The sequence below is a fragment of the Zobellella maritima genome (genome assembly GCF_003075035.1).
Lineage (GTDB): Bacteria > Pseudomonadota > Gammaproteobacteria > Enterobacterales > Aeromonadaceae > Oceanimonas > Oceanimonas maritima.
In genome coordinates, this window is record NZ_QCZE01000006.1 from 63,848 (window position 1) to 86,029 (window position 22,182).

24 protein-coding genes are annotated in these 22,182 nt (G+C 60.5%); 14 read left to right on the forward strand and 10 right to left on the reverse strand.

Annotation, left to right across the window (positions count from 1 at the left end; translation table 11 throughout):
* Positions 1 to 47: 47 nt before the first annotated feature.
* Positions 48 to 818 (reverse strand): HpcH/HpaI aldolase family protein, encoded by a 771-nt coding sequence (locus DCS96_RS16995; protein WP_116475603.1) that lies wholly within the window; start codon positions 816 to 818, stop codon positions 48 to 50.
* Between the two features lie 163 nt (positions 819 to 981).
* On the opposite strand from DCS96_RS16995, the gene DCS96_RS17000 reads away from it, so the two are divergent.
* From DCS96_RS17000 to DCS96_RS17035, 8 genes are all read left to right on the forward strand, one after another.
* Positions 982 to 1,923: an ABC transporter substrate-binding protein gene (locus DCS96_RS17000; protein ID WP_157953652.1), complete on the forward strand. Its 942-nt coding sequence runs from the start codon at positions 982 to 984 to the stop codon at positions 1,921 to 1,923.
* Complete coding sequence (locus DCS96_RS17005; protein WP_116475605.1) at positions 1,920 to 2,879, forward strand: FecCD family ABC transporter permease; 960 nt, start codon at positions 1,920 to 1,922, stop codon at positions 2,877 to 2,879. The genes DCS96_RS17000 and DCS96_RS17005 overlap by 4 nt, the downstream gene beginning before the upstream one ends.
* Entirely contained in the window at positions 2,876 to 3,886 is a 1,011-nt protein-coding gene (locus tag DCS96_RS17010; RefSeq protein WP_116475606.1) for a FecCD family ABC transporter permease, read from the forward strand. The genes DCS96_RS17005 and DCS96_RS17010 overlap by 4 nt, the downstream gene beginning before the upstream one ends.
* Before the next feature lie 2 nt (positions 3,887 to 3,888).
* Positions 3,889 to 4,662: an ABC transporter ATP-binding protein gene (locus DCS96_RS17015; RefSeq protein ID WP_116475607.1), complete on the forward strand. Its 774-nt coding sequence runs from the start codon at positions 3,889 to 3,891 to the stop codon at positions 4,660 to 4,662.
* Positions 4,663 to 5,014: 352 nt separating this feature from the next.
* Positions 5,015 to 7,147 carry a TonB-dependent receptor family protein gene (locus DCS96_RS17020; RefSeq protein ID WP_198650118.1) on the forward strand — a complete coding sequence of 711 codons (2,133 nt, stop codon included), beginning with the start codon at positions 5,015 to 5,017 and terminating at the stop codon, positions 7,145 to 7,147.
* Between the two features lie 401 nt (positions 7,148 to 7,548).
* Positions 7,549 to 8,304, forward strand: a complete 756-nt coding sequence (locus DCS96_RS17025; RefSeq protein WP_116475609.1) for a metal-dependent hydrolase — start codon at positions 7,549 to 7,551, stop codon at positions 8,302 to 8,304.
* 143 nt (positions 8,305 to 8,447) lie between these two features.
* Entirely contained in the window at positions 8,448 to 9,092 is a 645-nt protein-coding gene (locus DCS96_RS17030; RefSeq protein ID WP_116475610.1) for a DUF502 domain-containing protein, read from the forward strand.
* Between the two features lie 135 nt (positions 9,093 to 9,227).
* Positions 9,228 to 10,331 (forward strand): phosphoribosylaminoimidazolesuccinocarboxamide synthase, encoded by a 1,104-nt coding sequence (locus DCS96_RS17035; RefSeq protein WP_116475611.1) that lies wholly within the window; start codon positions 9,228 to 9,230, stop codon positions 10,329 to 10,331.
* 128 nt (positions 10,332 to 10,459) lie between these two features.
* On the opposite strand, the gene DCS96_RS17040 is transcribed toward DCS96_RS17035, so the two are convergent.
* A complete protein-coding gene (locus DCS96_RS17040; protein ID WP_116475612.1) occupies positions 10,460 to 10,810 on the reverse strand; it encodes a putative quinol monooxygenase in 351 nt (116 codons plus the stop codon).
* Between the two features lie 71 nt (positions 10,811 to 10,881).
* Positions 10,882 to 11,520 (reverse strand): cAMP-activated global transcriptional regulator CRP, encoded by a 639-nt coding sequence (gene crp / locus DCS96_RS17045; RefSeq protein ID WP_116475613.1) that lies wholly within the window; start codon positions 11,518 to 11,520, stop codon positions 10,882 to 10,884.
* Positions 11,521 to 11,698: 178 nt separating this feature from the next.
* Between crp and DCS96_RS17050 the strand changes: the two genes are divergently transcribed.
* A complete protein-coding gene (locus DCS96_RS17050; protein ID WP_116475614.1) occupies positions 11,699 to 12,103 on the forward strand; it encodes an OsmC family protein in 405 nt (134 codons plus the stop codon).
* Between the two features lie 34 nt (positions 12,104 to 12,137).
* Here DCS96_RS17050 and DCS96_RS17055 read toward each other — a convergent pair whose 3' ends face one another.
* From DCS96_RS17055 to DCS96_RS17065, 3 genes are read right to left on the reverse strand one after another with little or no spacing between them, the layout of a single operon-like run.
* Positions 12,138 to 13,007 carry a phosphoribulokinase gene (locus DCS96_RS17055; protein ID WP_116475615.1) on the reverse strand — a complete coding sequence of 290 codons (870 nt, stop codon included), beginning with the start codon at positions 13,005 to 13,007 and terminating at the stop codon, positions 12,138 to 12,140.
* A 58-nt stretch (positions 13,008 to 13,065) separates the two neighbouring features.
* Complete coding sequence (locus tag DCS96_RS17060; RefSeq protein ID WP_116475616.1) at positions 13,066 to 13,290, reverse strand: YheU family protein; 225 nt, start codon at positions 13,288 to 13,290, stop codon at positions 13,066 to 13,068.
* Positions 13,291 to 13,300: 10 nt separating this feature from the next.
* Positions 13,301 to 14,269, reverse strand: coding sequence for a hydrolase (locus DCS96_RS17065; RefSeq protein WP_116475617.1), 969 nt, complete (start codon positions 14,267 to 14,269; stop codon positions 13,301 to 13,303).
* 135 nt (positions 14,270 to 14,404) lie between these two features.
* Here DCS96_RS17065 and DCS96_RS17070 point away from each other — a divergent pair, with 135 nt between their 5' ends.
* From DCS96_RS17070 to DCS96_RS17080, 3 genes are all read left to right on the forward strand, one after another.
* Positions 14,405 to 14,998, forward strand: coding sequence for a LysE family translocator (locus DCS96_RS17070; RefSeq protein WP_116475618.1), 594 nt, complete (start codon positions 14,405 to 14,407; stop codon positions 14,996 to 14,998).
* 175 nt (positions 14,999 to 15,173) lie between these two features.
* Positions 15,174 to 16,283: a 1-acyl-sn-glycerol-3-phosphate acyltransferase gene (locus tag DCS96_RS17075; RefSeq protein ID WP_116475619.1), complete on the forward strand. Its 1,110-nt coding sequence runs from the start codon at positions 15,174 to 15,176 to the stop codon at positions 16,281 to 16,283.
* Between the two features lie 13 nt (positions 16,284 to 16,296).
* On the forward strand, positions 16,297 to 17,202 hold the full coding sequence (locus tag DCS96_RS17080; RefSeq protein WP_116475620.1) for a LysR substrate-binding domain-containing protein: 906 nt from the start codon (positions 16,297 to 16,299) through the stop codon (positions 17,200 to 17,202).
* Between the two features lie 13 nt (positions 17,203 to 17,215).
* On the opposite strand, the gene DCS96_RS17085 is transcribed toward DCS96_RS17080, so the two are convergent.
* From DCS96_RS17085 to DCS96_RS17100, 4 genes are read right to left on the reverse strand one after another with little or no spacing between them, the layout of a single operon-like run.
* On the reverse strand, positions 17,216 to 18,073 hold the full coding sequence (locus DCS96_RS17085) for a 23S rRNA (adenine(2030)-N(6))-methyltransferase RlmJ (RefSeq protein WP_116475621.1): 858 nt from the start codon (positions 18,071 to 18,073) through the stop codon (positions 17,216 to 17,218).
* Positions 18,074 to 18,075: 2 nt separating this feature from the next.
* Complete coding sequence (locus tag DCS96_RS17090; protein WP_116475622.1) at positions 18,076 to 18,516, reverse strand: TIGR02444 family protein; 441 nt, start codon at positions 18,514 to 18,516, stop codon at positions 18,076 to 18,078.
* Positions 18,516 to 20,417, reverse strand: coding sequence for an ABC transporter ATP-binding protein (locus DCS96_RS17095; protein WP_116475623.1), 1,902 nt, complete (start codon positions 20,415 to 20,417; stop codon positions 18,516 to 18,518). Before DCS96_RS17095 ends, DCS96_RS17090 begins: the two co-directional genes overlap by 1 nt.
* 33 nt (positions 20,418 to 20,450) lie before the next feature.
* A complete protein-coding gene (locus DCS96_RS17100; RefSeq protein WP_116475624.1) occupies positions 20,451 to 21,140 on the reverse strand; it encodes a cupin domain-containing protein in 690 nt (229 codons plus the stop codon).
* Between the two features lie 59 nt (positions 21,141 to 21,199).
* Here DCS96_RS17100 and DCS96_RS17105 point away from each other — a divergent pair, with 59 nt between their 5' ends.
* Both DCS96_RS17105 and slyD read left to right on the forward strand, forming a co-directional pair.
* Positions 21,200 to 21,400, forward strand: a complete 201-nt coding sequence (locus DCS96_RS17105) for a YheV family putative zinc ribbon protein (RefSeq protein WP_116475625.1) — start codon at positions 21,200 to 21,202, stop codon at positions 21,398 to 21,400.
* A 205-nt stretch (positions 21,401 to 21,605) separates the two neighbouring features.
* On the forward strand, positions 21,606 to 22,127 hold the full coding sequence (slyD, locus tag DCS96_RS17110; protein ID WP_116475626.1) for a peptidylprolyl isomerase: 522 nt from the start codon (positions 21,606 to 21,608) through the stop codon (positions 22,125 to 22,127).
* Positions 22,128 to 22,182 lie beyond the last annotated feature (55 nt).

Below are 22,182 nucleotides of genomic sequence, written 5' to 3' on the forward strand. Positions count from 1 at the left end.
TCGAAAGCCGGCCAATCCCGTTAACGGCTCGGCATCAGATTAGGCGTTCAATTATCCTGGCGGAGCTCGGTCAGCCGGTTGCGCAGGGCCCGGCACAGATAGCCCCTGTCTTCTCCCGCCAGCCAGGCGGTGATGCCGGCCTGTCGCCAGCGCCCGGCCTGCTCCGGGCTGCGCGGGTTGGCGCAGAAAGGCACACCGGCATCGTGGCACAGGGCTGCCAGCCGGCCTATGGCGGCTTCTACCCGCGGATCCTGGGGCAGGGGGCCGATCCCCATATCCAGCGCCAGATCCAGGGCGCCTTCCAGCACCATGTCGACACCGTCCAGCGCCAATATCTCGGGCAAGGCGTCAATACCGGCCCGTGATTCGATCATGGGCACCACCATGATGTTGTCGTTGGCGAGCCGAATATAGTCATCGAGCTTGAGGGTACCGAAACCGGTGATGGGGCCGCCGGTGATGCCGCGCAAGCCCTGGGGCGGGAAGCGGCAGGCGGCGATGGCCCGGGCGACGGTGGCGGCACTCTCTACCTGGGGCAGTACTATGCCGCGGGCACCGGCATCCAGTAGCCGGCCGATCAGTTTGGCGTCCGCTGCGGGTACCCGCACCAAGGGAGTGCAGCCGGTGCCGAGCACGGCCTGCAAGCTGTGACGCAGGGTTTCTTCCGACACCAGCAGGTGCTCCATATCGAGGATCACAAAGTCATAACCGGCGCGGCCGATCATTTCTGCCAGCCAGGGGCCGGGCACGGAATTGAGCAGGCCGTATACGGGGCTGCCCTGGCGCAGGCTGGTTTTTAAGGGGTTGATGGTCAACATAGGATGGCGTTGTTGTTTTTGATTAAATGTAAACTATTCCCATTATCATTTGAATTCAACCATGAATTTTATGGGTGAATCAATTCGAGGTAACAAAAAGCAACTGATTTTGATTCTTATTTGATTTAGACTCGTCAGCCATTCCAAGATGGAGAGGTTTCAGATGAGATTGACTCTAGCTGCCGCCCTGCTGGCGGCATTGGCCTTTAGGGTGACGGCCGGGATCCAGGTCACGGATGACAGGGGAATGGAGATAACCTTGTCCCAGCCGGCCAGCCGGCCGGCGGCGATTTCCACTTTTGCCGCAGATACCCTGGCGGCGCTGGGCGTTCCGCCGGTGGCCGTGACCCAGTTCGATGAACAGGACAGGCCCGTCTACCTGGGAGATGCGGTTAACGAGGCGGTCAGCCTGGGCACGCGTGGACAGCCTAATCTCGAACTTTTGTCTGAACTGGCACCGGATACGGTGCTGGCGGTGCGTCGCTATACCGAGACCATCGCTGAACGTCTCGACGCCATCGCCCCCTATGTGGCGTTCGATGATCTGACTCTGGCGGACAGCCTGAAGGCGGTGTCCGACATCGGCACCCTGGTCGGCAGGCCGGAGCAGGCCGAGCGGCTTAACCTGGAATTTCAACAGACCCTGGAGCAGATGGCCGGGCAGGTTGGGGAGCGGGCCGGGCAGCGCATCGCCCTGCTGGTCACCGCCAGCGAAGAGCCCTTCGTCTATTACGATCATTTCCTGCCGGTGGAACTGGCGACGGCCCTGGGCCTGAACAATGTGGCCGGTGCCAATCCCGACTGGCCGGGAAAACTGCCCTTTGGTTTCCGCATGCCGCTGGAGCAATTACTCGCCGCCGACCCGGATATTCTGGTGCTGTTTCCCAGCGCCCAGCCCAGGGCCTTTGTCAAGAATCCCCTGTGGAAGCACCTCAAGGCGGTGAAAAATCAGCGGGTATACCTGGTGGGCCAGCACTGGAAGGAAGGGGGAGGACCTGTCGCCCGGGCACTGATCCTGCGTCAGCTGGGGCACCTGGCCTATCCGGATCTGTTTGACTCACCCGCCGATCTGCCGGCCGAGCTGGAATTGCATTCCTTCCGATGAGGACGCTGAGCTTGGTGCTGATCATGGTGCCGGTGCTGCTCTGGAGCGGGCTGGCGCTGGGCCGTCTGCCGCTGTCCCCGGCCCAGATATGGGCGGCGTTGCTGGGGCAGGGCGAGGTCCTGGCCCAGGTGGTGGTATGGGAGCTGCGTCTGCCGCGGGCCCTGCTGGCTTTTTTGGTGGGCGCCAGCCTGGCTTTGTCGGGGCTGGTCATGCAGCGGGTGAGTCGTAATCCGTTGGCATCCCCCGGGCTGACCGGGGTGTCCGCCGGTGCCGCCCTGGCGGTGGTCGCCGGTATCCTGTTGCTGAATACCGGCGTTAACCTGACCCCCTGGCTGGCGATCGCCGGCGGCCTGTGTGCTGGCCTGCTGACCCTGCTGCTGGCCGGCGGCCGGCAATTGCAGCCGACCCGTATCGTGCTCGCCGGGGTGGCGGTCACCGCCTTGTGCGGCGGCCTGACCACCACGCTGCTGCTGCGGGCAGAGGCGGATGCCGGCGAATTTCTGTTCTGGATGGCGGGCGGCGTGGCCGGTCGTAGCTGGCCGCAGCTGGTGTTATTGCTGTGCTGCATGGCGCCGCCACTGCTGGCCTTGTGGCTAACCCGGCGCAACCTGGAGCTGCTCAGCGGTGGTGACGAAATGGCATTGAGCCTGGGGCTGAAACCGGCGCGCTGGCGGGCCTGGTACCTGGTGTTGGCCACCGTACTGGCGGCGTCGACGGTGGCGGTGGCCGGCCCCATCGGTTTTGTCGGTCTGCTGGCGCCCCATATGGTGCGTTTCTGCTGGCCGGGGCGGCGCCTGCCCATGGGCCTGAGCCTTTTGCTGGGCGGGGTCTTGCTGATGAGCGCCGACCTGTTGGCCAGGCTGCCCGGAACCGCCCAGGAGATCCCGCTGGGGGTGATGACCGCGCTGCTGGGCGGTCCCTTGTTGCTGCGGCTGATGGTAAAGGAGAAGGTATGAGGCGACTGTTGCCTTCCCTGGGCTTGCCCCTGTTGCTGGTCCTGGCGGCCTTTATTGCCCTGATACAGGGGGCGGCCAATGTGCAGCTGGCCAACCTGGTGGAACTGACGGCCGGCGAGGCCGGGGAGCATATCCGGCGGGTGGTACTGGACTATCGCATGCCCAGGGTGTTGCTGGGCGTACTGGTGGGCGCCCATTTCGCCCTGGCCGGTTACCTGCTGCAGTTGATCACCCGCAACCCCCTGGCCGATGCCGGAGTGCTGGGCATTTCTTCCGGCAGCGGGCTGGCGGCGGTCACGGTGTTTGTGATCATGACCCGGCTACTGGGTCATGATGCCTCTTACCAGCTGGTGCCGGTCACCCTGTCGTTGCTGCCCTGGCTGACCCTGGCCGGCGGCCTGCTGGCGGGTTGGCTGCTGTGGGCACTATGGCGCAGCACCGGGCTGAGCCCGGTGCGGCTGGCAGTGGTCGGCGCCACCTGCGCCGCCATCTTTTCCGCCCTGCTGATGGGCGCGCTGGTGGTCTGGGGCCAGGCGACCAGTGACGTGATCATCCTCTGGCTGGCGGGAACCCTCTATGGCGCCGGTTGGGAGCGGGTCTGGGCGTTGCTGCCCTGGAGCCTGGTGTTGCTGCCGCTGGTCACCGGTCTGGCCCGACCCATGATGCTGCTCAGCCTGGACCGGCAGAAGGCCCAGACCCTCGGCTTTAACATTACCCTGTGGAACGGCCTGATGCTGGGGCTGGCGGTGGCACTGGCCGCCAGCGCCGTGGCCATGAGCGGACCGGTTGGCTTTGTCGGCATATTGGTGCCCTACCTGGCTCGCCGGCTCTGCCCCCGGAGCGTCCGCAGTCAGCTGTGGGCCTGCATCTGGCTGGGCGGCTTGCTGGTGGTGGTTGGCGATACCCTGGGGCGTGTATTGATGAGTCCGTTTGAGCTGCCGGTCGGCGTGGTCACCGCCCTGGTCGGCTGCCCCTTCTTCCTCTATCTACTCAATCGCAAGGTGTGAACATGCTGGAAATCGACAAGCTGAGCCTGGGCTATGGCGAGCAACGGATTGTCAACGGCATCAGCCTCAGGCTGGACGCGGGGATCTGCGCCTTGCTCGGCCCCAACGGTTGTGGCAAGAGCACCCTGCTCAAGGGGCTGGCCGGCCTGCTGGCCCCCGAGACGGGGGAAATTCGCCTGCAGGGCAGGGCGATCGGCCAGTGGCCGAGACGGGAGCTGGCACGCCAGCTGGCATTTATGCCCCAGCAGCCGACGGCGCCGGACGAGATCCGGGTGAACCAGCTGGTGATGCTGGGCCGCTACCCGCACCTGGGGCTGTGGCGTCGCCCGGGTCAGGAGGATCATGACCGGGTGGGCTGGGCGATGAGGCTGACCGGGGTCGCTCAACTGGCCGAACGGCAGCTGCGCAGCCTGTCCGGCGGCCAGCAACAACGGGTCTGGATCGCCATGGCCCTGGCCCAGCAGGCCGGCCTGCTGTTGCTGGATGAGCCGACCACCTATCTGGACTGGGGCTATCAGCTGGAAACCCTGGAATTGCTCAGGGAGCTGCACAGCGAGCAGGGACTGTCGGTGCTGATGTCGCTGCATGAACTGAACCAGGCGGCCCGCTATGCAGACCAGCTGGTGGTGATGCGGGAGGGAAGGCTGGCCTGCCAGGGCAGCCCGGAGCAGGTGCTGAAACGGGAGCTGATCGCTGGGGTGTTCGGCGTCGATGCCACCATCACCCGCGACGAGGAAGGCTATCATTATGCCCTGGCGCGGGGCACGGCCAAATAATACCCATTGCTAACCAGCCTATCCCTTATTATTGCCATGTACATGTCAGAACCTGTTTATGATCTTCGCTAAGCTGCTGGTTACGACCCAGCGAAGAGACAACAGGTCCACCTCCACCGACACGCTTCAAGCGCATCCCTGTGACGCTCGGTACATGCCTTCCCTGGCATGTACCGGTCGGCGGAGGCATTCCCTGTTGCCTCTTTTAAGCTCTGACGCTGTATGAGGTTAGCGTCAGCAAAACCAATAAAAAGTTCAATTTATAATTGAAATTAAAACAATAATGTAAAATAATCACCAAATACTAATCATTATCATTTGGGTTTGTTTCTTTATGTCTTTTGCAGGGAAAGTGAATAACACGGCCGCCGGTTTCCGTCGTCGCCCCTTGAGTGTCCTGGTCAGCCTGGCGCTGGTGCCGGCCATGCCGTCGATCGCCGCCGAGGAGGTTGCCACCAGCCAGCTGGAGCAGGTGGTGGTCGAAGGTGACTGGTTGGGTACCCCGACCAAGGAGAACGTCAAGACCTATACCGGGGCGCGTAACGTGGTGGAAAGCGAGGAGTTGCACGAGCGCGGCGCCCTCAACCTGGAAGATGCCCTGCGCCAGGTGCCTGGCATCCAGGTACTGGACGAAACCGGTACCGGTATATTACCCAACATAGGGGTGCGAGGCCTGAACCCGCTGCGCAGCGAGCGGGTGCAGATGTTGGTGGACGGTTATCCGATCGCCATCGGCCCCTATACCAATGTGGGTGTCTCGCTGTTTCCGGTAACTCTGCCCAGCCTGGAGGCGGTGGATATCGTGCGTGGCGGGGCCGCCGTACACTATGGTCCCAATAACGTGGGCGGTGTGCTCAACCTGGTCACCAAGCCGATTCCCAACGAGGTGGAACAGACTCTGCGTGAGCGGTTGCTGATCGCCGACGGCACCGGCCATGTGATGACCGATACCTACTACCGGGTGGGCGGTTTCGTGACCGACAGCCTGGGCCTGCAATTCCAGGCCAACCTGCAGAAGGGCAACGGCTTCCGCGATCACTCCGACACCGAAGTACAGAACTATATTTTCGATGTCGACTACTTCCTGGATGATATCAACGAGCTCCAGGCCCAGCTGCAGTACTATGATGTGACCGCCGACCTGCCCGGCGCCCTGAGCCCGACCGCCTATGAGGCCGACCGTACCCAGTCCCAGCGGCCCTTTGATGCCTATGATGCGGATATGTGGCGGGGCACCCTGGCCTGGATCCACACCCCCAGCGACGACCTGGAATTCCAGTGGCGCAACTTCGCCCACCGGGCGGATAGGACCTTTTTCTTTGGACAGGACCTGCCACGCGAGACACATTGGGCTGATCCCAGTAGGGAAAGCAGTCATGTGGCAGACTCGCCCCGACTCTTTAACGTCTACGGCACCGAGCCGCGGGTAACCAAGCAGCTGGCCAACCACACCCTGATGCTGGGCGGCCGCTATGTACGGGAAGAGGTGGAGTTTGACGTCAACCGCCTGACCCTGGCCGATGGCAGCTACAACGATCATGTGCGGGACTGGGACTTTACCACCAACGCCTATGCCGCCTATCTGAGCGATACGGTGCGCTTTATGGATGATCGCCTGGCCGTCACCCCGGGCATCCGCTATGAGGAAGTACGCACCGACTGGGTGGATGAAAAACCGGGAAGTAATAAAACCGATAGCAATAACGTTAGCGCCTGGTTGCCCGGCCTGACCATCGGCCTGCAGGCGACCGATGACGTCTTCCTGTTCGCCAATGCCCAGCGCTCCCTGGTACCGGTGCAGACCGCCCAGGTGACCAAGGACGGTGAGTTTGCCAATGAAACCGCCTGGAACTACGAGCTGGGCAGCCGCTGGCAGCTGACCGACGGCCTGCAAGCTTCCGCCACCCTGTTCCGTATCGACTACGAAGATCAAATTCAGCATAACAGGAATACTGATCGTTTCGAGAACCTGGGCGAGACCCGCCAGCAGGGCATCGAGCTGGAAGGCCGCTGGACGCCGAGCGATGCGTTCGAGCTGGGCCTGAGCTATACCTTCCTGGATACCGAGCAGCTGAACGACAGTTCTTCCAGCTTTGCTGGCAATGAACTGCCCAATGCACCGCGCCACCATGTCAGCGCCGATGCCACCTACAAGATGGGCCTGTGGACCGCCAGCGCCAATGCGCTCTATGTGTCCGAGAGCTTCAGCGATGCCGCCAATACGGTGATCGAAAATGAGGAGTCTGTTGCTCCTGACGAAATGCGTGCCGCAGGTGAAGCTGGCGAACTGCCGGCCTACACCCTGGTCAATGCCCGCTTGGGCCGGGATATTCCCCTGGGTAACGACATGTCCCTGAATGTGGGCCTGGGCGTGAACAACCTGCTGGATGAAGACTATTACTTCCGTGGTGTGGACGTGAGTCCGGTCGGCCGCCTGCCGGCACCGGGACGCACCTATATGCTGGAAGGCCAGCTGAACTTCTAACGCGTCAGACGCCGTTCTGCAAGAGGGACAGGTGGGCCTCTGAGCCAACTATTGGCGGCAGGGATGCCGTCGTCGAGCATAGATGGGGCGAGCTTGCTCGCCGAGATGAGCTGTTTCAGCCTGACCGAACATCCAGTGCATGTTCGCAGCAGGTGGAAACTGCGAGTTTCATCCATTGCTGCGTGTTGGCGGGTGGACTCTGTCACGATATCCGCCTATCGGCCGCCCGTTCTCGGGCGGCCTTTTTATTTCTTCGGCCTTCCGGCAAGGGAGCGTCGCTACCGCACCGCCAACGGTCGACACTTATGGATATTTATCCAGTTGTTTCCCCATGCTAGACTCTCGGCCCTTTGTGGTACGGGCATTACTGTTTGCCCGGTTTTCGGGAGCCCCTCGATCTTATGGCTGATTTCAGAACTCATACCCAGGTTGCCGCCGTGCTCAGCGGCGGCCTGGCCGGGCTGGCCCTGTTTTCCGGGCTGGCTTCCCTGCCGGAAGCCCTGTTCTACTGGGCGGCCGGTACCCTGGGCGGCATACTGCCGGATATCGACTCCGACAGCTCAAGGGCACTACGCATCGTGTTCCGCTGCCTGGGAGTGATGGCGGCCACCCTGAGCTTTATCACGGCCATGCCCTTGTGGCCGATGTCGGCGGTACTGGGCCTGAGCATGAGTGCCTACCTGCTGGTGCGTTATCTGCTGTGTCAGCTGTTTGCCCACTTCAGCGTGCACAGAGGCGTGCTTCATTCATTGCTGGCCAACCTGCTGTTTACCCTGGTTGCCGTGGTACTGGCCTATCACCTCTTTCAGCTGAGTGCCAAGGTTGCCTGGGGGATTGGCGGTTTTGTGTTTATCGGTGCCACCATTCATTTATTGCTGGACGAGCTGTACAGCGTGGATCTGGCCGGCATGCGTATCAAGCAGTCATTCGGCACGGCGTTGAAGTTGACCGACTGGTCGGAACCGGGCTGGAGCCTGTTGCTGGTGTTGCAGGTGGCTGCCTGCTGGTGGCTGGCGCCCAGCCCGCAGGACTGGCAACTGGTATTACAGCACCACCAACTCTGGCCCTGGGCTGCCGGTAGCGGTGTGATGCACTCCCTACAGGGGCTGAGCGAGTGGGTGCGGCAGGGGGGGACACTGCTGATGGGTGGATTTTAACCGCTGCCAGATTCGTCGACTGGCCCGAATCTGTATTTGCGTTGAGACTTAGGGGGTGTCCCGTGACGGGACGCACCCTAACAGCAGAGTCCTGTCTCGTTGCGGGTCCGGGCCTGTTTCATACCCGCAGGGAGTAGCTCCTGATGGTAAAGTTTATCAGCAAAAATATCCTGACCGGCCTGATCACCCTATTGCCGGTGGTACTCACCCTGTATCTGCTCTACTGGATCCTCATTTCCATTGAAACCGCCCTGGGGGGCTTGCTTCGTGGCCTGCTGCCCGACGGCTGGTATCAGCCGGGTATGGGGCTGCTGGCTGCGTGCGGGGTGGCCTTCTTGGTGGGCCTGTTGATGCATGCTTATGTGGTGCAGAGCCTGTTTGCCAGGGGGGAGCAGCTGCTCTACCGTATGCCGGTGATCAAATCGGTCTATCGGGCCATACGCGACTTCTTCGATTACTTTTCGCCGGAAACCCGTAAGGAATTCGAGCAGGTGGTGGCGGTCAGGCTGGGGGAGAGCGAGATGGAGCTGATTGGCTTTGTCACCCAGGCCAGGCAGGAACGGCTGCCGCCCGGGCTCCGCCAGGCGGGCTATGTACTGGTCTATCTGCCCCTCAGCTATATGATCGGCGGTTACGCGGTATTGATGCCGAGCAGTGCGGTGCGCCCCTTGGACATGAGCCTGGAAGAAGCCATGCGTTTTACCCTGACCGCCGGTGTTACCGGCATCAAGCCCAATGTCGGAACCGGGCGGAGCAAGGGCGGCCATAAAAGCGACGCGGGAGGTTAGGCGGCCGGGCAAGTTCTGCTATCATAGCGCCACTGGAAAGCCCCGAACCGCCTCCCCAAACGGGCATGACATAATAATATCCGCGGAGAGTTTCCAGACCACCCAACGTTGAACATTTCATACAGGACACCTGCAATGAGTCTTGCCGACAAGGTTTTAGCCGTCAACAACGACCTTCCCATCCGTACCCAGCAGCCGGTTCACAGCGGCAAGGTGCGCTCTGTCTACTGGCTGACCGAAGCGGACAGCCGCCGGCTGATCGCCGAAAAGGGTTATAACGTGGCCGCCGACGCGCCCTTGGCGATCATGGTGATCAGCGATCGTATCTCGGCCTTTGACTGCATCTGGCATGGTGAGGGCGGTATCTACGGGGTGCCGGGCAAGGGGGCGGCACTGAATGCCATCTCCAACCACTGGTTCAGGCTGTTCCGCGAGCAGGGCCTGGCCGACAGCCATATTCTGGATATCCCCCATCCCTTCGTGTGGATAGTGCAAAAAGCCAAACCGGTAAAGATCGAGGCCATCTGCCGTCAGTATATTACCGGTTCCATGTGGCGCAGCTATGCCAAGGGGGAGCGGGAATTCTGCGGTATTCGCCTGCCCGACGGCCTGCAGAAAGATCAGAAGCTGCCAGAGCTGCTGATGACGCCTTCTACCAAGGGCATTCTCAAGGGCATCCCCGGGGTGCCGGAGGCGGACGATGTCAACATCACCCGCCAGAATATCGAGGACAACTTCGCCGCCTTCAACTTCAGCAGCCGGGAGGATATCACCCACTACGAAAAGTTGCTGAAAGAAGGCTTCGAGGTGATAAGCCGTGAGTTGGCCGGGCTCGATCAGATCTTCGTCGATACCAAGTTCGAGTTTGGCTATGTTGCCGATGCCGATGGCAACGAAAAGCTGATCTACATGGACGAGGTGGGGACGCCCGACTCTTCCCGTATCTGGGACGGCCCCTCCTACCGGGAAGGACGCATCGTGGAGAATTCCAAGGAAGGTTTCCGCCAGCTGCTGCTCAACCACTTCCCCGACCCGGATATCCTGCTCAATAAGGAGCGCATGGCCGAACGGGAGGCACTGGCAAGGGACAATGCGTTGCCGACCGAGGTACTGATGGATATCTCCCGCACCTATGTGGGGATTGCCGAGAAAATCACCGGTGAAAAGCTGGTGCTGTCCGACAACCCGAAGGCGGATATCATCAATATCCTGCGTGACCAGTACGGGCTGGTGGACTAAGCCGAATCGAGCAGTCTGAACGCCCGCGCCGGTCTGTCCTTTGGGCGACTTTCGTTGGACTCTCGGACGGTTGTTTCCAATAAAAATGCCGGGTTTACCCGGCATTTTTATTGGATTATGGAGCCAGCTCAGCCGAGTTTGGGCGCGTCGTAGTCTTCCGGCTCGTCCGTGTAGATACAGACGTTGTGCTCGGCCACCAGGCCATCGGGGCTGACGCAGTGGGTTTCAAAAAACGCCTGAATGCCGCTGCGCCGGCAATGGGCCTCAAAGCTGGCCGTATCGGCCCAGATCTCGTTGAACACCAGCGGATAGCTGTGACCGCCGGCAAAGGGGCTGGCAATATGGCGGGTCACTCTGTACTGAATGCAGCCATCCTCGCGCAGGGTATCGGCTTCCAGCGCCTGCAACACGCGAAACAGTTCCTGCTCCTTGCCCGGTTTCGGTTGGAAGGCGGCGATACAATAGACTCGGCTCGACATGGTTTATTCCTCATCATAAAAAACAAAAACGCCACCGCAGTTGGTGGCGTTGCAATAAGCGGCGGTGGCCGTCAGCGGGTACCGAACACCACTATGGTCTTGCCGTGGGCAGAGATCAGGTTCTGTTCTTCCAGCATCTTGAGGATACGACCCACGGTTTCCCGGGAACAGCCGACGATCTGGCCGATTTCCTGGCGGGTGATCTTGATTTGCATGCCGTCCGGGTGGGTCATGGCATCGGGCTGGCGGGCCAGGTTGAGCAGGGTCTCGGCGATGCGGCCGGTAACATCCAGGAACGCCAGATCGCCCACCTTCTGGCTGGTGCTCTGCAGCCGCTTGGCCATCTGGCCGGACAGGCGGATCAGGATTTCCGGATTCACCTGGATAAGCTGACGGAATTTCTTGTAGGAAATTTCTGCCACTTCACAGGGGGTCTTGGCTCGTACCCAGGCGGAGCGCACCGGGCTTTCGATTTCCTCAAACATGCCCAGCTCACCGATAAAGTCGCCCTGATTCAGATAAGACAGGATCATTTCCTTGCCGTCTTCATCCTTGATCAGTACCGCCACCGAGCCTTTCACTATGTAGTAGAGGGTTTCGGCCTTTTCACCCGCATGGATCAGGGAGCTTTTTGCCGGATACTTGTGTATATGGCAATGTGACAAAAACCATTCCAGGGTAGGATCACTTTGGGGCTTGCCAATAACCATGGACTTTCCTCTTAATTAACTCGGGCGCAATACCCAGGCAACCAGGCTGCCTTGCCTCGTGGATAGTCGCTAGCATAAAAGGCTTGGACCCCGCCATCAAGAGCCTGTGGGCTTTTATCCACTCGTCGGGATGCGGGCAATGGGCTAATATGCCTCTTTTGTCTATGCGGGAGGCGATATGAAAGCGAAGGTGAACTGGCTGCAGGATCTGTGTTTCGAGGCAACCTCCGAATCCGGCCACAAGATCATCCTGGATGGTACCAATCCGGGCAAGGGACCAAGTCCGATGGAAGCGGTGTTGCTGGGAGCGGGTGGTTGCAGTGCCATCGATGTGGTGATGATCCTGGAGAAGGGCCGCCATACGGTTACCGGTTGCGAGGTGGAACTCAGTGCCGAACGGGCCGAACAGCCACCCAGGGTGTTTACCGACATTCATCTGCACTTTGTGGTGAGCGGCCCCGAGCTGGCCGACAAGCAGGTGGCGCGGGCCGTTCAAATGTCGATGGAAAAATACTGCTCGGTCATGATGATGCTGGAAAAGGCAGTCAAGGTATCCCATTCCTTCGAGATCCACACCGCCTGATGCCGATACGGTTCCGCCCGGGCGGGGCCGTTATTTAGCGGATTTTCCCGGTCTCCAGCAACTGCTCCAGCATAGGGCGTAAGATCAGCTCCATGGCAAAGCCCATCTTGCCGCCGGGGACCACCAGGGTGTTGCGACGGGACATGAAAGAGCCGTCGATCATCGCCAGCAGGTAGGGGAAGTCGACATTTCTGATCCCCCGGAAACGAATGACCATCATGCTCTCATCCAGGGTGGGGATGGTCTTGGCACTGAAGGGGTTGGAGGTGTCTACCGTCGGTACCCGCTGGAAATTGATATGGGTGCGCGAAAACTGGGGGGTGATGAAGTTAATATAATCCTCCATCGAGCGGACGATGGAATCGGTCACCGCTTCCCGTGAATGGCCCCGCTCGGCGGTATCGCGGATCAGTTTCTGAATCCACTCCAGGTTGACGATAGGCACCATGCCCACCAGCAGATCCACATGCTGGGCGACGTTCTGTTCATCGGTCACCACCCCCCCATGCAGGCCTTCGTAAAACAGCAGATCGGTGTCGTTGGCCAGCTGCTGCCAGGGCGTGAAGGTGCCCGGCATCTGGTTAAAGGGCACGGCTTCATCGAAGGTATGCAGATAACGACGGAACTGGCCGGTGCCGGTATTGCCGTATTCCTTGAAAAACTGTTCGAGCAGATCGAAGTCGTTGGCTTCGGGCCCGAAATAGCTGATATGTCGGCCCTGCTCCCGGGCCCGACGAATGGCCACATCCATCTCCGGGCGGGTATAGCGGTGGAAACTGTCGCCCTCGACTACCGCCGCCTTGACGCCCAGCTGGGCGAACATGGATTGAAAGACGTCGGTGGAGGTGGATGTGCCCGCACCGGATGAACCTGTAACCGCAATAACGGGGTATTTGGCTGACATAATGGGCTCTATTTATTCAGTGACTGTGGATGTTTATACGCAGTCGGCCGGGGGCAGGTCAAGGTTTGTGAGCCAGCTGGGTCGCCGGCACTATGTTGATGCTGTCATGCAGCTCGCTGTAGACGATGACTGCTTCGCCCTGTTTCAGCTGCTGTTTGACCTGTCGCACCTTGTCTGCCAGCCCGGTTTCCTGTTCGCCGTAATCGGTGCCCTCCCGCAGCACGAAATGTTCAATCAGGTTGTTCAGGGTGTTTTCGGCAAGTTCTGTATAGGGAATGATCAAGCTATGTTCCTCATGATGTAGGCCAGTGGCTAGCCAACCAGCCGGGTATACGCTGTTCCAGCCAGAAACGGGGGCGCCAGGGTGGGCCCTGCATAAAGCCTACATGGCCGCCGGCCTGGCTTAATTCATAATGAACGGCCGGTGACAGGGATGCCGGGTCCGGGATAACCGCCTCCGACATAAAAGGATCGTCTGCCGCGTGGATCACCAGGGTCGGGGTGGTAATGGCCTGCAGTTTGAACAGGCCGGAGCAACGCCGGTAGTAGTCGTCGGCATCCTTGAAGCCATGCACGGGGGCGGTGATCCTATCATCAAACTGTTTCAGGCTGTGGATCTGTTCCATTCGGTCGGGCCAGGCCTGTCCCGGGTGCCGGACCAGCCGCTGTTGCCAGTTGTGTTTCATGCGATTCAGCAGGTAATGCTGGTAGACCCGGGAAAATCCCTGGTCGATACGCTCGGCACAGTCGGCCAGATGCAGGGGGGCCGAGATCACGGCGGCGCTGCACAGGGGGTTGTCCCTGTGTTGTGCCAGGTAATTGACCAGCATGTTGCCGCCCAGGGAATAGCCGATGGCGGCCAGGGGGCGGCCGGGAAAGTCTCCGGCCAGCCGTTGCAACAGATAATGGGGGTCTTCAATGGCGCCTGAATGATAGGCCCTCAGGGATCGGTTGGGTACCCCGCTGCAGCCGCGGAAATGCATCAGCAGCGGCTGCCAACCCCGGGCATGGATGGCGGCCATCATGCCTCGGGCATAATGGGACTCGACACAGCCCTCCAGGCCATGAAACAGTACCACCAGGGGACGGGCGTCGGGCAGCCGGGGCTTGCCCCAGGCCAAGTCCACGAAGTCGCCGTCGGGCAGCTCCAGGCGTTGGCTCCAATAGGCGATGCGGGCCCGCTGCAGGTATTTGGCGAAGATGGTTTGCACATGGCCGTTGCGCGCCCACCAGGGAGGAGTAAAGGGCCCGGGTTGATTCATCTGAACCTACAAGAAGCTGATATATCTGGTTGATGTGGGCAGGGCTACTGCCTGTTTGGGAACTTCCTCATAAAATACTGGGCGGCAGCGATAAAATCGAGTAGAACATGCTTTTATTCCTTTCGGTTGATGTTGATGGATCTTGCATTTATCGGCCCGGTCGCCGGGTTTGCCCTGGCCGCCTGCGGCACGCCTGGGCCCAATAACATGCTGCTCACCAGCTCGGGCACCCGTTCTGGCTATCGGCCTACCCTGAAGTTATTGCTGGGGATCATGCTCGGGCTGCAGTCCCTGATGCTGCTGACCGCCCTGGGGCTGGGGCAGCTCTTCCTGCTGTGGCCGGTGTTGCAGTGGGCGTTGAAAATTGCCGGCAGTCTGTACCTGCTCTGGCTGGCCTTTAAAATAGCCAGTGCTCCCCCTCCGGATCGGCGGCACGACGATACAGGCATGCGCTGGCATCAGGGGGCCCTGTTCCAGTTTCTGAATCCCAAGTCCTGGCTGATGGCCATTTCCGCCATCAGCGGCTTTACCCTGGCCGGTGAGGCTTACTGGCCATCGACCTTCTGGGTACTGTCGGTATTCCTGTTTTTCGGGCTACTGACTGGCCATGTCTGGGCCCTGTTCGGCATGCATGTGCGGCGCTGGCTGCATACGCCGCTGGATTGGCGATGCTTTAATCTGCTGATGGCAAGTCTGACCGCGGCCAGTGTGCTGATGATTTGGTGGTGAGCCGTTTTTTTTGTTAATTGATTAGCGATTATGGTCAAAGGGTGTAGAATTTGGGCGCATTTTGCCCTCTGGATGGCCGTTTATCTGTTACCTTTCGTCGTCGACAGGACTGCGGCGAGGTGCGGAACTTACCGAAATGGTGCCATTTGGAACAATTATTTAGACCAAGGCAGTCATGGTTTCAGACACTGATACATTTAAAGAAATTCGTCCCTATCGAGATGACGAGGTGGCCGCGGCGACCGAGCGCCTGATCCGGGATGATGAATTCATAGGCGCCATCGCCAAATATCGTTTTCCCGCTTTTTCCCAATGGGGTGGCCCCCTGTTGAAAGTCGCTATCCGGCTCTACCTGGGCTGGCGGTGGCGCAAACTCACCAGCATTCGCCAGGTTCAGCTGGAAGTGGCGGGCTATATGGAAAAAATGATAGCCAATACCACCGACGGTGTGAGTTATTCCGGCATGGAACAGCTGCAGCCGGGTGTCGGCTATCTGTTTATCTCCAATCACAGGGATATCGCCCTGGATCCGGCCTTCGTCAACTGGGGCCTGCACAGCAATGGCCTGGATACGGTGCGTATTGCCATCGGTGATAACCTGCTGCGCAAACCCTGCGCCACCGAGCTGATGAAACTGAACAAGAGCTTTATTGTCAAGCGCTCGGCCAAGGGGCCGCGGGAGATGATGAAAGCCTTCAGCGAATTGTCCGCCTATCTGCGCCATTCCATCGACGAGGGTCAGTCCATCTGGATCGCCCAGAAAGAAGGGCGGGCCAAGGACGGAGACGACAGGACAGATCCGGCCATCCTGAAAATGTTCTATATGGAAGGGAAAAGGCAGAAAATCCCCTTCAACGACTACATTAAAAGCCTGAATCTGGTACCCGTATCCATTGCCTATGAATACGATCCGGGCGACCTGGCCAAGGCCCGCGAGCTGTACGCCAAGGCCCGCCATGGCTCCTATGAAAAGAGTGAGTTCGAGGACATTCAGAGCATAGTACAGGGGATTGTCGGCCAGAAGGGCCGGGTGCATGTTACCTTCGGTCAGCCGGTCAGCGGTGAGTTTGATGGTCCCGAGCAGTTGGCCCAGGCCATCGATCGGGAAATTCACGCCAACTACCACCTGTTCCCCAGCAACTATCTGGCGGCGGGCCAAACGGCCCATATCGACCCCAAGGCCATCGAAGTGTTTGAACAGCATATGGCGCAGATGCCCCAGGATCTGCGGGAGCTGGTGCTGTCCATGTACGCCAGGCCGGTCGCCAACAAAGGGCAGGCTTAACGGAGGCAGGCCGGTGGCTCAAGAAATAACGGCCAGTCAGTTAAGCGGGCTGCGGGTCTTTGCCGTGGCCGCAAGGCTGCACAGTTATTCCGCCGCCGCCGCTGAGCTGCATGTCACCCAGGCTGCCGTCAGCCAGCAGATCCGTAACCTGGAGCAGAGCCTGAACTGCCGGCTGTTTCGCCGTCAGGGGACGCAGATGCTGCTGACCGAACAGGGTGAACAGTTGCAGCCGCTGGTGGAGCAGGGCCTGGCCCTGCTGCAACAAGGCCTGGCCCGGCTTGCCGAACCCACTCTGGAAGGCCCACTGGTGATCAGCGTGCTGCCCTCGCTGGCGGCACGCTGGCTGGTGCCGCGGTTGTGGCGTTTTACCAGTGCCTACCCCACCATAGAGATCCGTCTGCTGCCCAGCCAGCAGCTGGCGGACCTGTCCCGGGATCGGGTGGATCTGGCCATTCGCTACGGCCAGGGTCACTACCCCGGATTGCACAGCGAATTGTTGATGAAGGACATGGCCTACCCGGTCTGCAGTCCGGCCCTGGCGGCCCGGCTGCATCGGGTCAGCGATCTTGAACAGGTGATGCTGGTGGCGGCCCCCGAGTATGCCGGCGTCAGCTGGCAGAGCTGGCTGGCGCTCACGGGCCGGCAGTCCCTGCTGGCGCATTGCCGGAGTGTGACGGTGGATGATGGCAGCCTGGCGCTGGATATGGTACTGGCGGGTCAGGGCGTGGCCTTGAGCCGCTCTGTGCTGGTGGCCGAGCTGCTGCGAGAGGGCCGGGTGTGCCGGCCCTTCGCCGAACAGCTGGCGCCCCTGCATCAGTACTATATGGTGTGGCGCCCTGACTCGCCCAAGCTGGCGTGGATCCGGGCCTTTTGCCAGTGGCTCCGCGAGGAAGCGGACAGCGCAACGTCGGCTGGGTGAAACAGGTGCTCTGCTAGCTTCCCGCTTCTGCCTGTTTTAGCCACTCCAGCCGCCAGCCGGCCTGGCTGTCCAGCGCCAGGGCCTGGCCTAGGCGGGGCAGCAGCCCGGCCAGCTTGTTGTCGAGCTGCCAGGGAGGGTTGAGCACTATCATGCCCGAGCCGTACATGCCGAAGTCATCGGCCTGCTGCTCCACCATCAGTTCGGCACACAATACCTGTTCGAAGCCGCAGCGGGCTAAGGCCTGTTTCAGGCCGGTGCTGCGATCCACCTGCTTCGCCAGCAAAGGATACCAGACCGCATAGATGCCGATGGGCCAGCGTTGATGGGCCTTGGCGAGGGTAGTGGCGACCCGTTGGTAGTCTTCCTTCAGTTCGTAGGGCGGATCGATCAGCACCAGGCCCCGCTTGGGTGTGGGCGGCAGCAGGCCCACCAGGCCTTCGAAGCCGTCCCTGTGGTGAATGGCGATGCCCTCCTGCTTGAGTTGAGCGCGCAGTATGTCGATCTCATTGTTGTGCAGCTCCATCAGCGCCAGCCTGTCCTGAGGGCGCTTGAAGTGGCGCGCCACCTGGGGGGAGCCCGGATAACAGGCCAGTTCGCCATTTTCGTTCAAGGCCTGGACGGCATCCAGATAGGTGCGCAGCTCGGGCCATTGGTCCTGCTGTTGCCACAGCTTGGCAATGCCGTCCCGGTATTCGGCCCGCTTCTGGGTCCACTCATGATCCAGGGCATAGCCACCGGCACCGGCATGGGTGTCTATGTAGCTGAAGCCCTTGTCCTTGGCGCACAGGGCTTCGAGGATAAGGCATTGCACAGCGTGTTTCAGCACGTCGGCGTGGTTGCCGGCGTGAAAGGCGTGACGATAACTCAGCATGATTATTCCTGTAGGGTACCGGCAAGTCGGGCTTGCCACTGGGGGGCATCGGCTACGCCGGATTGAATGAGGTAGGCGAGCAGGGCACCGGTACCGGGGATGGCGGGGTGCTCGGCCAGTACCTGCAACAGCTCGGCCTGTTGCCAGCGCTCCAGCTCCAGCTCGTGTTGCAGCAAGTGCTGGTACTGCTCGCTGGGAAGGTCGTGCTTGAGGTTTTTTCTCAGGTCGCGCCACCGGTCGAACAGGGGGGCCCGCAACGATACCTGGGTGTTAAAAGGCGCCAGGGACACCGTCAGCCCCTGTTGCTCGAGCATCAGCAACAGCAGCAGCAGGTTGATATTGGCACCATGGTCATCCTGCAGCCCCAGGCAGGCCCGGGCAACGCCGGGTTTGCCGTAATGACGGAGGCTGAACTGCCAGAAGGCGGTCGGGGTGATGGCCATCAGTTGACTTCCTGTTCCAGCTGTTCCAGTTGCTCCTGCAGTTCCAGCCATTCGGCTTCGGTGTCTGCCAGTTGCTGTTGCAGGGGCGATTGGGCCTGCAGCAGCTGCTGCAGGCGTGTCTTGTGCTCGGCCTGGTACAGCTCGGGATCGGCCATTTCGGTCTCGATGGCGGCCAGTTTATCGGCGATCTCCTCCATTTTTCCTTCCAGTTTACCGATCGCCTTGCGCAGGGGCTGGCTTTGCTGGCGCAGCTCGGCCTGGCGGCGTTTTTCGTTTTTGCGGGCCTGGGCCGAGTTTTCTCCCGCGCCGGTGGCGGCCGGCTGCACGGCTTTTTCCCGTTCCAGCAGCCATCTGTGATAATCCTCCAGATCACCGTCGAAGGGCGAGACCCGGCCACTGTCCACCAGATACAGTTCGTCCGTGGTGGCCCTGAGCAGGTGGCGATCGTGGGAGACGATCACCATGGCGCCCTCGAATGCCTGCAGTGCCAGGGTCAGCGCCTCGCGCATATCCAGATCCAGGTGGTTGGTGGGTTCATCCAGCAGCAGCAGGTTGGGCTTCTGATAGACGATTAGCGCCAGTACCAGGCGGGCCTTTTCTCCGCCGGAGAAGGGGCCGACCGGTTCCTTGACCTTGTCGCCCCGGAAGTCGAAGCCGCCCAGGTAATCCCGCAGGCTCTGCTCGCTGGCCTTGGGGTCGAGCCGGGCGATATGGGTGAGCGGTGACTCCGCCGGGTGCAGGCTTTCGAGCTGATGCTGGGCGAAATAGCCCAGGCTGATGCCCTTGCTGGCTTCAATCTTGCCGGACATCGGCGACAGCTCACCGGCCAGTAGCTTGATAAAGGTCGATTTGCCGGCGCCATTTCGCCCCAGCAGTCCGATGCGCGAGCCGGGCACCAGGTTGAGCTGGATATTCGACAGCACCGCCTTGCCCTGGTATCCCGCCGACAGTTTCTCCATGACCAGCAGGGGAGTCGGCAGGCTGGCCGGGGGACGGAAGCTGAAGCTGAATGGCGAGTCCACATGGGCCGGCAGGATCAGCTCCATCCGTTCCATGGCCTTGAGCCGGCTCTGAGCCTGCTTGGCCTTGCTGGCCTTGTAGCGAAAGCGATCCACATAGCTCTGCATATGGCTCAGGGCCCGCTGCTGCTTGTCGTACATGGCCTGCTGCAGTGCCAGCTGTTCGCAGCGCATCCGCTCGAAATCCGAGTAGTTGCCGGTATATTCGTTGAGTTTGGCGTTTTCGATATGGATGATGCGATTCACCACCGCATCGAGAAAATCCCGGTCGTGGGAGATCAGGATAAGGGTGCCCGGGTAGCTGTTCAGCCAGCGTTCCAGCCAGATCACCGCGTCCAGATCCAGGTGGTTGGTGGGTTCATCCAGCAACAGCAGATCGGAGCGGCAAATCAGCGCCTGGGCCAGGTTCAGGCGCATTCGCCAGCCACCGGAAAAATCCTTGACCGGGCGGGCCTGGGCATCGGCGGCAAAGCCCAAACCATGGAGCAGTTCCGCCGCCCTGGCATGGATATGATAACCGCCGTGGGTGTCCAGCTTGCCGTGCAACTCGGCGATGGCCAGGCCATCGTGGGCCGCTTCGGCCTCGCTCAGTAACCGGCAGAGTCGGCGGTATTCCCGATCGCCATCGATTACATAGTCCAGCGCCGAGCAGTCCAGCCCCGGGGTTTCCTGGGCCACGCTGGCTATCTGCCAGTCGGCGGGTAGGCTCAGTTGGCCACTATCCAGGCCGAGTTCTCCCTTGAGCAGGGCAAACAGGCTGGACTTGCCACTGCCGTTCTGACCGACCAGGCCGACTCTCTGCCCGCCATGGATAGTGGCACTGGTGTCTTTAAGCAGGGGGCGGCCCCCCCGGAGTAACTCAATCTGACTGGCGATAATCATGGCGTGGGCAAACTCGTGGCGAAAAACGCCATTTTAGCCGGTTTTCCCCCTCTGATGACAGGGGGTGCCCAGCCATTGACGGCAATCTTGCTCGAACTGGGGCACACCGGCGAAACCATAGCGTTCGGCCAGCTGTTCCAGGCCCAGGCCCTGCCCGAGATCGCGCAGCGCAAACAGCAACTTGGCCTGCAGGCGCCAGCTGTCGGCATCGGTATCGAACTGGCGGCGAAAGTCGGGCTGTTCCTGGCTATCTAGCCTGAATTCGGTCGGAGCCTGAGTGATCCTGGTCAGCAGCGGCGGTTGGCTCTCTACAGGACTAAAGGACAGCGCGAGCAATTCATCATAGGCGGCCCGGCACAGGCGCCCGTAGGGACCCTGCCAATCCTTGGGTTGCTGCCAGTGGGCCAGCTTGTCGAGCAGGGCGGGTAACAGAGCGGAAGCCGGTAGGCGGCCACTGTCCAGCGGTTGTGTCAGACGAGGAGACAGCAGCAGGGTGCTGACCCTGGCACCGGCAAAGGCATGCCAGGCAAACAGGGTGTCGGCGGCCAGATAGACGGCCTGTCCCGCGACCAGCGGGTAATGGTGGCGGCCGAGTTGCAACAGCCCCGAGCCTTGATGGACCAGCAACAGCTGACCCTTGGGGTGGCGCCGGCGCTTGCCGGGGGTCAATTTGGTCGAGGCGTGAAAAAGATAACTAATGCTGTAATGCTGGCGTGAGGTCATTGTAGTTGGTTCGATTTTGGCGGAAAATTCGGGTTAGTTGTCACTCAGAGGATGTAGCCATGGAGACTCGCCGCAAGAAACGCTTTATTGCCGGCGCCACCTGCCCTAAATGTCGTGCTATGGATACCATGATGCTGTATATGGAGCACGGTGTCGAGAAGGTTGACTGTGTCGCCTGTGGTCATAGCCAGAGCCAGACGGATACCAAGGTGAGCGAAGCCGGCGGTGGAGATGTGATAGGCCTGTTCAAGCCGCAGTAACCCTGTTTCAAGAGTGGAGATAGTGGGCTAGAATAGGAGCCGGCAGATCGAGGCAATCATATTCCCTGTGTAAGCTGGTTTTCTGCCATGATGGCCCCATTATGGGGCCATTTTTTGTCAGCTTCATTTCTTCCAGGCGGCGCGCATTTCATCCCACCTGGCCATCATGTATCCTATGCGCATATTCACGACCAGGGTAGAACCAATGAAAGTATCTCAAGACAGTGTAGTTACCCTCGATTACACCGTATCCAAGGCCGACGGCGAAGTGCTCGACTCCACCGAAGGCAAGCAGCCGCTGCAATACCTGCACGGCACGGGTTATCTGGTAGCCGGCCTGGAAGCCGCCCTGATCGATAAGCTGGCCGGCGAAGACTTCGAAGTTACCTTGTCGCCGGAACAGGCTTACGGCGAATACGACGAGACCCTGGTACAGTCGGTACCCGGCGAGCTGTTTGACGGCATGGAAGTGTCGGAAGGCGATACCTTTGTGGCCGAGACCGACGACGGCCACCGTCCGGTGACCATAGTGGAAGTGGCCGAAGAGTATGTAAAAGTCGACGGCAATCACCCGTTGGCGGGCATGACCCTGGTGTTCAAGGGGCTGGTGCGTGAAGTGCGTGCCGCTACCGAAGAAGAGCTGGCCCACGGCCATGTGCATGGTGAGCACGGCCATGACGACCATGATCATGACCACTCCGGCGGCTGCTGCGGTCATAAGCACTGATCGAAAATGATTAAAAAGGGCGCTGCGGCGCCCTTTTTAATCTGTGGTGCCGCCC